Origin of the sequence: Flavobacterium sp., from assembly GCF_004295795.1 — a bacterium.
Taxonomy (GTDB): Bacteria; Bacteroidota; Bacteroidia; order Flavobacteriales; family Flavobacteriaceae; genus Flavobacterium.
Window position 1 is genome coordinate 281,795 of record NZ_SEBR01000002.1, and the last position, 14,800, is coordinate 296,594.

Sequence of the window (14,800 nt, forward strand, 5' to 3'; positions counted from 1 at the left end):
CCCAACCATTTGAAGACCAACAAACTTTTATTTTCGCTCTTTTTCCTATTGTTCGGAATTGTCGCTTTTGCGCAGAATGCAAGGATCACGGGAGTGCTTTTGGACGAGGAAAACAAGCCGATCGATGGCGCGAGCGTGACTGCGGGCGACAAAACGGTAATGACGCTGGAAAACGGATTTTTCGTAATCGACGTGCCTTCGGGTCAGGTCTTCAGCTTTTCCGTAAAGCATCCGGGTTACAAGCAACTTGTCCAGAAATTCGAGCTTTCGCCAAATGAAACCATGGAGTTCAATCCTGTCATGAGCGCGAAATTCGAACAACTTCGGGACGTTGTCATCAACAAAGCGAATCGCGACCAAATTGAAGGCGTGACCAACCTGAAGCCGGAATTGGCCAGGAAACTTCCTAGCGCAAACGGCGGAATCGAGGCCGTAGTCAAGCTTTTGCAAGGTGTCACGAGCAATAACGAACTCAGTACGGCTTATTCGGTGCGAGGCGGAAACTATGACGAGAACTTGGTTTACGTCAATGAAATCGAGATTTACCGTCCGTTTTTGATCCGTTCGGGCCAACAGGAAGGTTTGAGTTTCACCAATACCGATATGGTTCAGGACGTGAATTTTTCGTCAGGCGGATTTCAGGCGAAATATGGGGACAAATTGTCGTCCGTACTTGATATCACTTATAGAGTTCCTACGAAATTCGCTGCATCGGCCGAAGCCAGTTTCCTCGGAGGCGCGCTTTCCGCAGACTTGGTTTCCAAAGACAAAAGATGGAGCGGAATTATCGGTGCGCGCTATCGCGACAACTCTTTGCTCGTGAACAGTCAGGAAACTTCCACGAATTATCGCCCAAGGTTTTACGACATCCAAACCAGCATCAACTTCAAGCCGTCTCCTAAATGGACGTTCAGTTTCCTTGGAAACATTTCCGAGAACCGATACAATTATGCGCCATTGACGCGTCAGACGAACTTCGGAACGATAGACGAACCGATCGCGTTGCAGATTTTCTACGACGGACAGGAAAAAGACAAATATCAAACGTACTTCGGAACGATCAAGACGACTTATGAAGTTTCGGAAAATTTTACCCTGAAATTCATTGGATCTGCTTACCACGCGATCGAGAGAGAATATTTCGACATTTTCGCCGCTTACTTTTTGGGTGAAGTCGATGCCAATATCGGATCGGATACATTCGGAGATGTGACTTTCAATCGTGGCATCGGAACCCAATTGAACCACGGCCGAAACGACCTCGACGCGCTTATCGTGAACGCCGAATTGAAAGGTTCGCACAAACTTCCGAAGGAAACCACGATCGAATGGGGTTTCAAATATTCGCGTGAAGATATCCGCGACCGCTTGGTAGAATGGGAAGTCATCGATTCCGCGGGGTTTTCGTTGAATCCGCCAATTGTGAATCTTCCCAATAATGACCAACCTTACAATCCTTATACCGGGCCGCTTGTTCCTTATCAAAATGTGCGCGCCCTGAATTATACGACCATCGACAGGCTTTCGGGTTTTGCGCAATTTAGCCGTAAAATCAATGTCGGTCGAGCCGACGCTTGGTTCAACTTAGGTGTTCGCGCCCACAATTGGACGGTCAAAAACGAATACGGAGCCGACGGAAAAAGCCAGACGGTTTTCAGCCCGAGAGCGCAGTTTTCGATCAAGCCGAAATGGGGCGACCGCGACTTGATGTTCCGAATTTCCGGTGGAATGTATTACCAGCCGCCAATGTATCGCGAATTGCGGGATTCCTCGGGAACGGTAAATCCTGACGTGAAAGCGCAACGTTCGATCCATTACGTTTTTGGAGGCGATTACAGTTTCAAGATGTGGAACCGTCCGTTCAGGTTTACGGCAGAAGCTTACTACAAATCAATGTCTGACATCAATACCTATACGCTCGAAAACGTCCGAATCCGCTACCGCGCCAACAACGACGCCAAAGCGTTCGCGACCGGACTCGACATGCGACTCAACGGTGAATTCGTGCCCGGAACCGAATCGTGGTTCAGCTTCAGTTATATGAAAACCGAGGAAAATCTCAACGATCGCGGTTATATCGCGCGTCCGACAGACCAACGTTTGAAATTCGGTGTTTTGTTCCAGGATTACATGCCGACGATCCCGAACGTCAAAGTCTACATCAACTTGGTTTACAACACAGGTTTGCCTGGCGGTTCTCCGTCTTATGCCGATCCTTATATTTATCAAAGCCGTCTGCGCGATTATCGCCGTGCCGACGTCGGCTTCTCTTATGTTTTCACGGAAACGAATGACAAACGTCCGGAAGGTCATTGGCTCAAGAAATTCCAGGATCTGTCACTCGGATTCGAGATCTTCAACATGTTCAACAACCAAAATGCGATCACGAACACCTGGGTGCGCGACGTGTACACGAAAAACCAGTACGGAATTCCGAATTACATGACCACGCGCGTTTTCAACGTTAAACTTTCCGCAAGGTTGAACTAAGTGAAAAACGGCCTTTTTATTTTTGCCTATATTTGAATCGTTAACCGAATTCCGTCTTATGAAAAAAGCGTTGCTCTTATCGTTCTCGGCCTTGCTCGTGCTGGCTTCGTGTAAAAATGAAGAAACCGAAAAGCCGAAAGTGACTTACAAGACGCGCGAGACGAAGCAATCGCCAGTTGCGGACACGTCCGAAATCGAGATTGCGGATCTGCCAATTCACATTTCCGGAACTTCGTATTTGATTCATCCCGTCGGACAATATCGTGTAATGGATGGCGCGCGAAAATCGGGTTATAGCTATGAAAAAGGCAGTTTTACGGTTTCCAATTACGGGGAATTCGAGATTACGGGTTATCTCAAGAATCTAATGGTTCAGGAAGTCGCTTCCGATTCCATCAAACCTGTTTTCGACAAGCCTGTCCTGATCCAGACCGCGACTTTTCTCAAGGCTTTCGCCGACAAGACCAAACAGCAAATCATGGTCTATTCGCTGGCCGACATGGATACGAACCAAGACGGACGCCTCGACGCAAGCGATGTACAGACGCTTTACATGAGCGAAGTGGGAGGAAAACGCCTGGTAAAAATCTCTCCGGAATATCAGGAACTCATCGACTGGAATTTCGTCGAAGCCAAGAATCGTCTTTACTTCAGGACAATCGAGGACACGAACAAAAGTGGCGCATTCGACAAAGAAGACGTGATGCACTACAATTATATCGACTTGCTTTCGGGCGAGTGGAAGGTTGTGGAATATAAGCCGGTTTAAGGTAGTGGCAGTTGCAGAAAGTAGCAGTGGCAGTGGCAGTTGCAGAAAGCGGCAGTCGCAGAAATAGTTGCAGAAGTAGCGGTAGTAGTAGAAGCAGTGGCAGTAGCAGAAGCAGTGGCAGTAGCAGAAGCAGTGGCAGTAGCAGAAGCAGTGGCAGTAGCAGTAGCAGAAGCAGAAGCGGTGGCAGTTGCGGGTTGTCCTAATTGGGATTCCTTTTAATCAGGATTTTATTTTTCGTCGCTTTTGCCAGTATTGCGCTTAAGTCTGACGCTGTCTTTCCCAAGTTTTTATCCAGGAAATATCATAGAATTGATGAAATTCAGCAAATCGGTGTGTTCGGTGACGTTGAGTTGTTTGAACGCGTTTTTTGCATTCGTCGCTTCGCCTGCGTGCCACAAGATGGCTTCGGTCCTATTCCAATAAGCCCGATTTGTCGGGAAAAAAATTGGAATTTGGAATTTGATTTTTGGAATTTCAAATAAGTATGTCGCTTTCCAAATCGCTTTTCTCAATCCCAAAATCGAATCCAAGTCGCTTCACGAGCTCGATCACAAGGTTTTTGTACCAGTTTTCAGATTTTGGGTGGATGTAGATTTTCTCGATCATCTGCGAAATGTCTACGTCGATCTTGAGGCCGTTGTCGATCTTGATATCGAAGTCAGAAACGTCTGTGATCACGCGCAGTTCGCGTTCGTACTGAAAACTTTTTCGTTTGAACAGAAACGGGAAAAACGCATTGTCGAACGGGATATATTCCTTTTTATAGTCGATGTAATTCACTTCGCCGATGTATTGTGCAAATTGGGTTTCGGGAGCGAGCGCTTTCTGCAACCGCCCAATCGTCGACTGAATCGCGAGTCCTTCCTGGCTTTGCGTAAAAATCTGCCACATCGCGAACGATTCGTACTCGTTCAAATGCCAACTCGAGATCGCAACTTGCTCGCGATGCTGTTTGTAGTATTGCAAAAACTCCGGATTGTGGGCCGAGAGCTTCTTGATTTCCTCGTATGTCGGTTCAGAAAAAGTGCCTTCGTATTGATCCTCGAACTTGTCGGAACGCGACATGAACATTTTTCCCGATAGCAAAACATCGATGAGTTTCGACAAATCCATGTATTTCCAGACGATCGTGTCGGGGTCGGGGGGAAGTTTTATCTGGTCGTCGTTTATGTACATTTCAATTAATAATGAATAATTAATAATTAATAATGAATAATGAGTGGTGATCGATGGGAAATGAATAACAACTTTTGTTAACCTCGACTCCGAGCAATTATTAATTGTTAATCCATTATTAATTGTAATAAAGCTACGAAACTAAACCCACGCAAACGTTACCAAATTTTGGCGATTTTGTTAATCGATTTTCGTGCGTTTCCTGACTTCTCGCCAAGTGGCGTCAGTATCCGAAGTAAGGATTTTGGGTTTGAAGTCTTCGCGCGGCGTGCCGTTGACGTGGTACAGGCGTTCGGTTGGGATTTGGTAACCGATATTGGTTTCCGATAATCTGAAATTCGAGATTGCACCAATGAGTCCGGCCATTTGCGTCCCGATGATTTCTGCGGCTTTCATCGCGTCGAAACCGATTGCCAGTCCTTCACCCATGCTTCCCGTCCAATGCGAGACCAAAATGTAGACTTTTCCCTGATAGCGCGATTTTCTGGGCGTCACATACTCGATCCACGAGCGTTTTGTGTCGAATTCTTTTTCGTCAAATTCGTGTTGTTGGTAAGGTTTTTTGTCCGTAGTGAATCTTCCCATTATTGCGCGCGCCACCGTGGTATTTCCGCCGCCGGGCGTTTCGGTCAAATCGAGAATCAGGAATTTTGTGTACGCCAGTTCGTCGAGAGCCGAATCGAATGCAGCGATCAACGCATTGTTTCCAAGCGAATTGTTGATTTTGATGTAGCCGACGTTCGGTTTCACAAGCTTGCTTTCGAGCAATGAAATAGTTTCATCGCGCTTGAAACTGTCCGGAAAATAATCTTTGACCGATCCGTTTTCGAGAACTGAAATTTTGCGGGGTTTGTCGTGCGTTCCGGCGAAAAGCATTGAGATCGCGTATTGCGTCGCGTCGGAATCGATCGAAGTCTCGGCTTTCGGAAGAAAATGCTGTACTTGTGGCGCGACTTCCAAATCGTTGAATTTGGCAACTTTCATCCCGATTTTCAGTCCGGACTTTTCAGCCGAACTGCCTTTCCGCAAATCCTTGATGATGAAATCTACTCCGGATTTTTCAATCCAAATATCTGAACCCGTTGGAACAATGCGGTTCGAAGAACTCAAATTCGTGTTCAGCGAAACGTGTCCGTTGTGGAATTCGCTCAGCATATTTTCGAGCAGGCGCACGAATTCCTCTCGTGTTTTTACCTCTCGAATTTTATCGGCATAAACCGCTTTGGCTTTTTTGCAGTCGATTTTCTGTTGGTCGAGATACCCGTAATTGGCCTCGATGTCGCTCCAGAATTCGTCGAAATCTTTTTCGTATTTCGTCTGGCCGAAAGAAATTCCAACCGATAAAAGCAAAACGAGAAGAAAAGCCTTTTTCAACAAATCAGGTTATTCGAATGATTGCATGTTGACGAGCTTCTTGTAAGTGCCGTCTCTGGCGATAAGTTCGTCGTGCGTGCCTTGTTCCATGATTTTTCCTTTTTGCATCACAACGATTCTGTCGGCTTTTTGGATTGTCGAAAGCCGGTGCGCAATCACGACCGAAGTGCGATTCTGCATCATGTTTTCCAAAGCTTGTTGCACCAAACGCTCGCTTTCCGTATCGAGTGCCGAAGTCGCCTCGTCGAGAATCATGATCGGCGGATTTTTGAGAACGGCGCGCGCAATGCTCAAACGCTGTTTTTGTCCGCCCGACAATTTGTTTCCGGCGTCACCGATATTCGTGAAAATTCCGTCAGGCAAATCTTTCACGAATTCATAGGCGTTGGCGACTTTGAGCGCTTCGATGACTTCTTGGTCAGTAGCATTCGGACGGCCAAGCGAAACGTTCGATTTGATCGTGTCGTTGAACAGGATCGAATCTTGCGTGACAAGTCCGATAAGGCCTCGAAGCGATTGCATGTCAAGGTCGCGGATATCTGTTCCGTCCACAAGGATTTCCCCTGCGTCGACATCGTAAAAACGCGTCAGCAAATTCGCGATCGTACTCTTTCCGCTGCCCGATTGTCCTACCAAAGCGACCGTTTCGCCTTTTTTGACCGTGAGCGAAAAGTCGCGCAAGACCTTATCTTCGAGATAGCCGAAAGTGATGTTTTGCAAAACGATCCCGGATTCGAGCGTTTCCTTGTGGATCGCACCGGTTTTGGTAGTAATCGGATTGTGTTCGTGCAGGATTTCCAGTACGCGATCGGCTGCGGCGGCTCCGCGTTTTACGCCATAAGAAGCTTTGGAAATCGCTTTTGCCGGCGTCAGGATGTTGTAAGCCAAGCCCATGTAAGTGATGAACGAACTCGCGGCCAAAGTCTTGTCTATCAAGACCATTTGTCCGCCGTAGATCAACAGGAACGCGATCACTGCAATTCCCATGAATTCGCTCAGAGGCGAGGCGAGGTTTTGCCTGTTTCCGATGCTGTTCGACAGCCTGAAAAAACGGTCGGTCGATTTGCGGAATGCGTCTCCGAAGTGTTTTTCGGCATTGTACGATTTCACGACTTTGAGTCCGCCAAGGGTTTCTTCCAAAGTGGAAAGGAAAACGCCTTGTTCCTTTTGGGCGTTCGACGATTTTTTCTTGAGCGTTTTTCCGACAAGCGAAATGATATAGCCCGAAATCGGAATAAAAATAAACACGAATGTCGTCAGTTTCACGCTGATGACGAACATCGAAATGATCGTGAAAACAATCGTCAGCGGTTCTTTTACGATAAGTTCGAGAATGGCCAACATCGAATTCTGGACTTCATTTACGTCGTTCGAAATCCTCGCAATCGTGTCGCCTTTGCGTTTTTCCGAGAAGAAAGCGATTGGAAGTTGCAGGATTTTGTCATACATCGCCGTCCGCAAATCGCGAAGAACGCCGTTTTTTAGAAAGGTCACGAAAAACATCGCGAGGTAATCGCACAAATTCTTGAGCAAAAACAAGGCGATGATCACACAGACAAGTATCGCGAGCGTCGTTCCGATGTCGTGACTGTCGGTAAACCTCGTGATGTGGAAATTTAATAGTGTCGATCCGTAATCCTTGATGTCGTCAATTCCCGTGTAAACCGGTTCGGCGTAGACTTTTTTGGTTTTGCCGAACAATACGTCCAGCATCGGCATCAAAGCGATGAACGACAAAGTGCTGAACAACGCATAAAGCACGTTGAAAAAGATATTCAGGTAAGCGTACTTTTTGTACGGCTTGGCAAAAGGAATGATTTTCTTTAAACTGCTCATCAATCGATGTTAAGGTCGCGAACGATATTCTTGATCTTTTGATCCAGCGCTTTTTCGGCGGCCGGGATATCGTCAACCGAATCGATCTCGGTCTTCACGCTAAAGTAAAACTTGATTTTTGGCTCGGTGCCGCTTGGTCTGGCCGCGATTTTAGATCCGTCTTCGGTGTAATAGATAAGTACGTCAGATTTTGGGATCGAGATCGGTTCTTCGGTGTCATCCATCAAATTTTTGGAAATGGACGATTGGTAATCTTCGACGCAAACCACGCGCTGTCCGTCGAGTTCGCGAATCGGGTTTTCACGTTGGTCGATCATCATCTGCTTGATCTCGTTCGCGCCTTCTATGCCTTTTTTGGTCAGTGAAACCAAATATTCCTTGTAGAATCCATAATCCACATATAATTTCTGCAATTCCCGGTAAACCGAACTTCCTTTGGCCTTGGCCTGAGCGGCGACTTCGCAAATCAGCAATGTCGCGCCAATCGCATCTTTATCGCGCACCTTGTCGCCAACCATAAAGCCGAAACTTTCCTCGCCACCGCCAATGAATTCCTGATTCGGGAAATCCTTGATCATCTTGGCGATCCATTTGAATCCGGTCAAGCCGACTTTGAGCTCGACTCCGTAAGCGTCGGCGAGTTCGTGCATCATCGGCGTGGAAACGATTGTCGAGCCAATGAACTGTTTTCCGTTCAATTTCCCTTTTTTCTTCCATTGGTCCAAAAGGAAATGTGTCATCAAAACCATCGTCTGGTTTCCGTTGAGCAACACCAATTTGTTGTCGTTGTCGCGAACGGCAATGCCTAGTCTGTCCGCATCCGGATCGGTTCCTATCACGATATCGGCTCCAAGCTTTTCGGCCAATGCGACCGCCATCGAAAGTGCTTCCGGTTCTTCTGGATTCGGAGATTTTACCGTTGGGAAATTCCCGTTCGGTTCTGCCTGTTCCGGTACGATATGTACGTTTTTGTAACCCGCTTTTTCCAAAGTTGGAGGAATTGCCTTGATCGACGTTCCGTGAAGCGAAGTGTAAACAATATTGAGTTGGTCTTTGGCCGCTTGTGGCGTGTTGAAACTCGCGTTCTCGACCGTCGAAGCCACGAAAGCCGCGTCGACGTCCTTGTCGATCATCGTGATCAGCTTTTCGTTTGGCGTGAATTTGATATTGTCATAGGAAAGGCTTTCGATCAGGTCGATGATTTCCTTGTCCTGTGGCGGAACGAGCTGTCCGCCGTCTTCCCAATATACTTTGTAACCGTTGTATTCCGGCGGATTGTGCGATGCCGTCAACACGATTCCGCATTGGCATTTCAGGTATTTCAAAGCAAACGACAATTCCGGAGTTGGGCGCAGGTCTGAAAACAGGTAGACGTGGATTCCGTTAGCCGAAAAAACATCGGCCACGACCTTTGCCAAAGTGTTCGAATTGTTGCGGCAATCGTAAGCGATCGCGACTTTGATGTCCTTGTTCGGGAACGATTTGTGCAGGTAATCAGAAAGTCCCTGAGTGTTTTTCCCTAAGGTATATTTGTTGATGCGATTCGTCCCAACGCCCATCACGCCGCGCATTCCGCCCGTTCCGAACTCAAGATTCTTGTAAAAACTTTCCTCGAGTTCTTTTGGGCTCGAGGTCATCATTTCTTCGATTTCACGTCGCGTCTGTTCGTCAAAATTTGGCGTGAGCCATTCGTTTACGCGATCGAGTATAGGTTGTTCAATGTGCATCTTGTTTTTGTTTTTTAGAAGCTTTTTCCGGCTATCCGCTGTATCTTTTGCGCTTAAGAACGCTGCAAAAGGATGCCGCTGCTATCCGGGCTAGGGCTTTTGTGTTCCGAACTTCAAATGTCCTTAAAATTCGGGTTTCAGGTTGTTAAGGCGTTTATAAATTAAATCTCCGTAAAAAAAATAATGGCCGTTATCATCTTTACATCAACTGCGAAAATTCGCGAATTCGCGGTTAAAAAAAAACGCCTCATAATTATTATGCCAATTTTCAAACCGCGAATTCGCGAATTTTACCTCGATCCCTAGGGATGAAATTATTGTCTTGCGGCCAAAAAACGATTTAAAGATTAATAGTATCCGAAACCTTATATCGATCGTTGCTGCTTTTGGCGCGCAAGATGATTTCACCCAAAAATCCGGCGAGGAACAATTGCGTTCCTATGACCATCGTGGCCAGCGAAATGTAAAACCAAGGATTTTGCGTCACGAGAATCGTCGGTTCGTGGTCGTAAAGGCGCACCAATTTAGCGATCCCGATATATCCGGCCGACAAGAATCCGATGATGAACATGAACGAGCCCAAAGCTCCAAACAAATGCATCGGACTTTTTCCAAAACGCGACAGGAACCAGATGGTTATCAGATCCAGAAAACCGTTTATGAAGCGGTTCATCCCGAATTTGGTTTCGCCATATTTGCGGGCTCTGTGTTTTACGACTTTTTCCCCAATTTTCCTGAAACCGGCGTTTTTAGCCAAAACGGGAATATATCTATGCATTTCACCCGAAACTTCCACGTTTTTCACCACGCGGTTGTCGTAGGATTTCAATCCGCAGTTAAAATCGTGCAATTTCACGCCAGAGGTCATGCGGGCCGCCCAATTGAACAGTTTCGACGGAAGGTTTTTCATCACGACATTGTCGTAGCGCTTTTTCTTCCAACCCGAAACCAGGTCGAATTTGTCGTTGGCGATCATCGAATACAATTCCGGGATTTCTTCTGGATCGTCCTGAAGATCGGCGTCCATCGTGATCACGACATCGCCTTTGGCTGCAGCGAATCCGGCGTGCAAGGCTTGGGATTTTCCGAAGTTTTTCATGAATCGGATACCTTTCACATTCGGATTGTCGTGCGAAAGCGTTTCTATGATTTGCCAGGAATTGTCGGAACTTCCGTCGTCGATGAACAAAATTTCATACGAATAGTGGTTCTTGTCCATCACGGACACGATCCAATTGTGAAGTTCGTGAAGCGACTCTTCTTCGTTGAGAAGAGGAATTACGATAGATAGGTTCATTTAGTCTTGGTAGGTCTGGCGATTTTTGAAAATGGCCGCGAGGATCAATCCGATGACACAACTTACGGCAAGCCCGACGACTCCGCCAAAAAGCTGCTTGCCGATCGATAGCGGATTGTCATTTTCGAGTCTTTCGACCGCGTCGTTGATTTGGGAAGTCGGCGTTCCCATGTTTTTCATAAAACTTACCGTGGCCTTGATCGATTGTTCTTTCACGATTTCCTGAGCGCCCGGATCTACAAAATTGTATAGTGTGATGTTGAAAAGCGTTCCAACCAGCACAGCGATCGATGCCGCGATGAAATAAGTCGTGAAAGCCTCCTTGAAAGTGATGCCTCCGAGTTCTTTTTTCGTCCGCGAAAGCATAATGCAGTAGACGGCTATTGAAACAACAAAAACTATAAGCGTGATCCACCAAGCGGTGAAAAGTTGTGTGACATAGGTGATTGTCGTGGTCAAAACGCCGATTACCGCTAGAATAATTCCGAAAGTCAGTCCGTTTTTCTTGATGATTGGGTTCATTATCTTTGTTGTTTATTTTGGTTAACAAATATAGGAATTAAGCGTTCACGATTTCCTGAAAATATATGGGCAGAAAAATCGAGAAAGAATTTGGTTATTAAAAAATAATCGTACATTTGCGCACTCAAAATTAAACAGTAAACCCAAAAACTGTCGTAAGCCATACCTTCTCGAAGAAGCTTCAGGTCGAAAGCGGTTCATTAAAAAGATACACCATGAAAAAAGGAGTTCACCCAGATTCTTACAGACTTGTCGCTTTCAAGGACATGTCTAACGACGAGGTTTTCATCACCAAGTCAACTGCAGATACAAAAGAGACAATCACGCACGAAGGAGTAGAATATCCTGTGGTGAAAATGGAGATATCTCGTACGTCTCACCCTTTTTACACTGGTAAATCGAAACTTATCGACACGGCAGGTCGTATCGACAAGTTCAAAAACAAATACGCGAAATTCAGCAAGTAATTGCCAATCGCAAAGTAGTGTTCAAAATTACGAAGAGCCTTCCCGAAACGGAGGGCTTTTTTGTTTCCTGGATTTTCGGAATTGAAAGATTCCCGGATTTTCAGAAAGCCGGATCAAAATGAACCGATAACGACTTTTTGGCTTTCGGTTAACGCAGAACTTCGTACTTTCGGGATGGATTTTCGACCGTGCGAAATCACAGGTTTGAAAATCTGCAAATCCGCCAACCTGAAAATTTCAAAATGAACTACATATTATTCGACGGCTCGGTCCGTAACGCACTTCTTCCCTTCACCTTCACGCGTCCGGTGGCCGATATTCGCATCGGAATCCTGACCATTCGCGAAAAATGGGAGAAATACCTTGGAAATACGACGACGACCCTTACCGAAGAATATCTTTCGGATAAGTTTCCGATGGTCGAAATGGAAGAAAACGTGATGATTTACGCCTCATATTGCCCGAACGAGATTTTGGCCGAAATGGTGAAAAGTCTTGAGCCCAAACAGGCGATCGCGAAAAACGGTGAAATCATCGCCTTTTACACGCAAGACACTCAGGAAGAAGTTGATTTTGACGCTTATGAAATCATCGAATTCGACGACGATTGCATTGTCGTATCAAATCCTTGGGACATTTTCGCCAAGAATGACGCGGCTTTGAGAGAAGATTTCGAGTTGCTTACAGAGGACAGAAAGTCGCAACCGATTCCGTCGAGCTGCAATGTGATCGGTGCCGAAAATATCTTCATTGAAGACGGCGCGAAGCTGGAATTCGTGACTTTGAACGCATCGACCGGACCGATTTACATCGGTAAAAATTCCGAGATCATGGAAAATTCGGTGATCCGCGGACCGTTTGCTTTGTGCGAAGGCGGACAAGTCAAACTCGCAACCAAAGTTTACGGTGCGACCACGGTTGGCCCGCATTCGAGAATCGGTGGCGAGGTTTCCAATTCGGTGCTTTTCGGATATTCGAACAAAGGGCACGATGGGTTTTTGGGAAATTCGGTACTTGGCGAATGGTGCAATCTTGGCGCCGACACGAACAATTCCAACCTCAAGAACAATTATGAGGAAGTGAAACTCTGGAGTTACGAGAAAAACGGATTTGCCAAAACGGGACTCCAATTTTGCGGACTCATGATGGGCGACCACTCGAAATGCGGCATCAACACGATGTTCAACACGGGAACCGTCGTAGGTGTTAGCGCGAACATCTTCGGATCTGGTTTTCCAAGGAATTTCGTCCCGAGTTTCAGTTGGGGCGGCGCTTCCGGATTCACGACTTATCTAACCAACAAAGCTTTTGAAACCGCAAGAATCGTAATGTCGAGGCGAAATCTCGTTTTTGACGAACAGGAAGCCAGGATTCTCGAACACATTTTCGAAGAGACGAAACAATATAGGAAAGAATAAAAAAAAGCCACCGGATTCAGGTGGCTTTTTTGTTATCGGTGGTTTTTCCGAAGTTATCTTTAGCCAATTTATCTCGTAGGAAATTGGCTTCTTTGATCGAAATTATTTCTGTTTTGCTTTGATGAACTTTCCGTCCTGGGTAAAATTCAGGTCGGTGTTGTTCGAAAGGTCGACATCGATTTCCTTGTGGCCGATGTCGATGTGCGTGATTTTTTGGGCTGGATAGTTTTTGGCAATGTAGTCTGTGATTGCGGGCAAGATGTAACCCGTCGGGATTGCGCCGTCGTTTCCGTCGACTTCGCGCCAATGACCGGAATTCGTGAATTCGATCTCGGTTCCGTTGGCGAGTTTTACTTCGTAGCCTTTTTCGCCAATCTGGGCTTCTTTCTTGACCTTCTCGATTTTTTCACCCTTGAAGTATTTCTCGAGGAAATTCTGGGCCTCTTTTGGAAGGTCGGTCACTTTTAGTTTGCTGTCCTGAGCGCTCGCAAAAGTCGTCGCGAAGACTAAAATCAGGCTGAAGATTGCGTTTTTCATGTCGTGTCGTTTTAGAGTTTACCCTAATTTACGACCGCATTTTTTGGTCGACAATCTATTTAATATCGATTTAAGACGTCAATCCACCAATTTTCCGTCAGGATCGAATGCAAGCGAAATGTTTCCGTTGAGGTTGACCTCGATTCCATCGGCGTCTTTTTCGATGTAACAAATGCGTTTCTTCGGATATTTTTCCTTGATGTAAGTCGCGATATTGGTCGGAACCAATTCCTTTGGAACAGATGAATTCCCGTTGTTTATCTGACACCAATCGCCATTGTCGCAAAATTTGATCTGTGTGCCTTGGGCAAGCTTGACCTCATAAGGAATTCCCGTTTCATCTTTCTTTCGGACGAATTCCACGGGACGATATTTGTAGTATTGGTTTAGGAAAGTTTTAGCGGCCGTCGGAAGTTCCGCAACCGAAATCTTGGCCGATTGCGCTTGTCCGAAAAAGCAAAAGCAAAGCAGCGATAGCAGGCAAATTCGTTTCATAGTCATTTCTTTTTAGTCAAGTTACAATTCAGATTTGGGGAATCCGAGAAGTTTAATATTGTTTTGGCGATTGTTCATTTTAGGAACTTTCCTAGGGAATCGAACGTGAATTTTTGTCCGTTCACCAAGGTCACGTCTATGGTTTTACCCAAATTCGTCGCTTTGAGCAAACGTTGTCCGGGCGCATTCTGTTTGATGTAGGCGATTATCGTCTGTCCCAAAAAAGTGGGTTGCACGGAGTGTATTTTCCCGTCGACTTCCTTCCATTTCCCGTCTTCGGTGAAATCGATTTCGGTGTCATCCGCGAGTACTGCCTTGAAACGGACGTTGTCGCCTTCTGTGAATTTCATGCAGTGGTGAAGCGCCACGCTGGTGAAGTTCGACTCGATGAACGTTAGCGCGCCTTCCGGCAACTGCGACGGTTGGATGTTTTTTTTCTGGGCAAATGCCGATGTTGCACAAACCAACAGGATGAAAATCAGGTTTCTCATATTTCCGAAGATAAGTAAGTATAACTTTCGCGACTGTGAATAATTGTGATTGTTGATAACTTGTTGCCGATTCGACGTTCTTTTTTGCATTCGAAGTTGGAATTTGCGATTATAATTTTATTTCGTTCGCCTGATTTTTAGGAAGTTGAATTTTATTTGTGTTTCGGACGGATGCCAACTTTGGAATTTTGTCGTATTTTT

Annotated in this window: 15 protein-coding genes; 5 read left to right on the forward strand and 10 right to left on the reverse strand. The window is 46.0% G+C overall.

The window, feature by feature from the left end:
• The first annotated feature begins 9 nt into the window (after nucleotides 1–9).
• The 3 genes from EOO49_RS02275 to EOO49_RS02285 are packed head-to-tail and all read left to right on the forward strand — an operon-like array spanning nucleotide 10 to nucleotide 3,478.
• Complete coding sequence (locus tag EOO49_RS02275) at nucleotides 10–2,490, forward strand: carboxypeptidase regulatory-like domain-containing protein (RefSeq protein ID WP_290842326.1); 2,481 nt, start codon at nucleotides 10–12, stop codon at nucleotides 2,488–2,490.
• 58 nt (nucleotides 2,491–2,548) lie between these two features.
• The gene (locus EOO49_RS02280) at nucleotides 2,549–3,259 is read left to right on the forward strand and encodes a hypothetical protein (protein WP_290842327.1); all 711 of its coding nucleotides are present in this window, start codon (nucleotides 2,549–2,551) and stop codon (nucleotides 3,257–3,259) included.
• A 39-nt stretch (nucleotides 3,260–3,298) separates the two neighbouring features.
• The gene (locus EOO49_RS02285; RefSeq protein ID WP_290842328.1) at nucleotides 3,299–3,478 is read left to right on the forward strand and encodes a hypothetical protein; all 180 of its coding nucleotides are present in this window, start codon (nucleotides 3,299–3,301) and stop codon (nucleotides 3,476–3,478) included.
• A gap of 68 nt (nucleotides 3,479–3,546) precedes the next feature.
• Here EOO49_RS02285 and EOO49_RS19290 read toward each other — a convergent pair whose 3' ends face one another.
• From EOO49_RS19290 to EOO49_RS02320, 7 genes are all read right to left on the reverse strand, one after another.
• Nucleotides 3,547–3,789: a di-heme oxidoredictase family protein gene (locus tag EOO49_RS19290; protein WP_366927229.1), complete on the reverse strand. Its 243-nt coding sequence runs from the start codon at nucleotides 3,787–3,789 to the stop codon at nucleotides 3,547–3,549.
• Entirely contained in the window at nucleotides 3,734–4,435 is a 702-nt protein-coding gene (locus EOO49_RS02295) for a hypothetical protein (protein ID WP_290842330.1), read from the reverse strand. The genes EOO49_RS19290 and EOO49_RS02295 overlap by 56 nt, the downstream gene beginning before the upstream one ends.
• 180 nt (nucleotides 4,436–4,615) lie before the next feature.
• Nucleotides 4,616–5,809: a S41 family peptidase gene (locus EOO49_RS02300; protein ID WP_290842332.1), complete on the reverse strand. Its 1,194-nt coding sequence runs from the start codon at nucleotides 5,807–5,809 to the stop codon at nucleotides 4,616–4,618.
• Between the two features lie 9 nt (nucleotides 5,810–5,818).
• Complete coding sequence (locus EOO49_RS02305; protein ID WP_290842334.1) at nucleotides 5,819–7,645, reverse strand: ABC transporter ATP-binding protein; 1,827 nt, start codon at nucleotides 7,643–7,645, stop codon at nucleotides 5,819–5,821.
• The gene (locus EOO49_RS02310) at nucleotides 7,645–9,372 is read right to left on the reverse strand and encodes a phospho-sugar mutase (protein WP_290842336.1); all 1,728 of its coding nucleotides are present in this window, start codon (nucleotides 9,370–9,372) and stop codon (nucleotides 7,645–7,647) included. Before EOO49_RS02310 ends, EOO49_RS02305 begins: the two co-directional genes overlap by 1 nt.
• A gap of 340 nt (nucleotides 9,373–9,712) precedes the next feature.
• Entirely contained in the window at nucleotides 9,713–10,669 is a 957-nt protein-coding gene (locus EOO49_RS02315) for a glycosyltransferase family 2 protein (RefSeq protein ID WP_290842338.1), read from the reverse strand.
• Nucleotides 10,670–11,191 carry a DUF4199 domain-containing protein gene (locus EOO49_RS02320; protein WP_290842340.1) on the reverse strand — a complete coding sequence of 174 codons (522 nt, stop codon included), beginning with the start codon at nucleotides 11,189–11,191 and terminating at the stop codon, nucleotides 10,670–10,672.
• 215 nt (nucleotides 11,192–11,406) lie between these two features.
• Here EOO49_RS02320 and EOO49_RS02325 point away from each other — a divergent pair, with 215 nt between their 5' ends.
• Complete coding sequence (locus EOO49_RS02325) at nucleotides 11,407–11,658, forward strand: type B 50S ribosomal protein L31 (protein WP_290842342.1); 252 nt, start codon at nucleotides 11,407–11,409, stop codon at nucleotides 11,656–11,658.
• Nucleotides 11,659–11,900: 242 nt separating this feature from the next.
• Nucleotides 11,901–13,076 (forward strand): GlmU family protein, encoded by a 1,176-nt coding sequence (locus EOO49_RS02330; protein ID WP_290842344.1) that lies wholly within the window; start codon nucleotides 11,901–11,903, stop codon nucleotides 13,074–13,076.
• A gap of 102 nt (nucleotides 13,077–13,178) precedes the next feature.
• Here the strand turns inward: EOO49_RS02330 and EOO49_RS02335 are convergent, their stop codons facing one another.
• From EOO49_RS02335 to EOO49_RS02345, 3 genes are all read right to left on the reverse strand, one after another.
• Nucleotides 13,179–13,613: a PepSY-like domain-containing protein gene (locus tag EOO49_RS02335; RefSeq protein ID WP_290842345.1), complete on the reverse strand. Its 435-nt coding sequence runs from the start codon at nucleotides 13,611–13,613 to the stop codon at nucleotides 13,179–13,181.
• A gap of 78 nt (nucleotides 13,614–13,691) precedes the next feature.
• Nucleotides 13,692–14,108, reverse strand: a complete 417-nt coding sequence (locus EOO49_RS02340; RefSeq protein ID WP_290842346.1) for a PepSY-like domain-containing protein — start codon at nucleotides 14,106–14,108, stop codon at nucleotides 13,692–13,694.
• Nucleotides 14,109–14,182: 74 nt separating this feature from the next.
• Nucleotides 14,183–14,599: a PepSY-like domain-containing protein gene (locus EOO49_RS02345; protein WP_290842348.1), complete on the reverse strand. Its 417-nt coding sequence runs from the start codon at nucleotides 14,597–14,599 to the stop codon at nucleotides 14,183–14,185.
• Nucleotides 14,600–14,800: the final 201 nt, after the last annotated feature.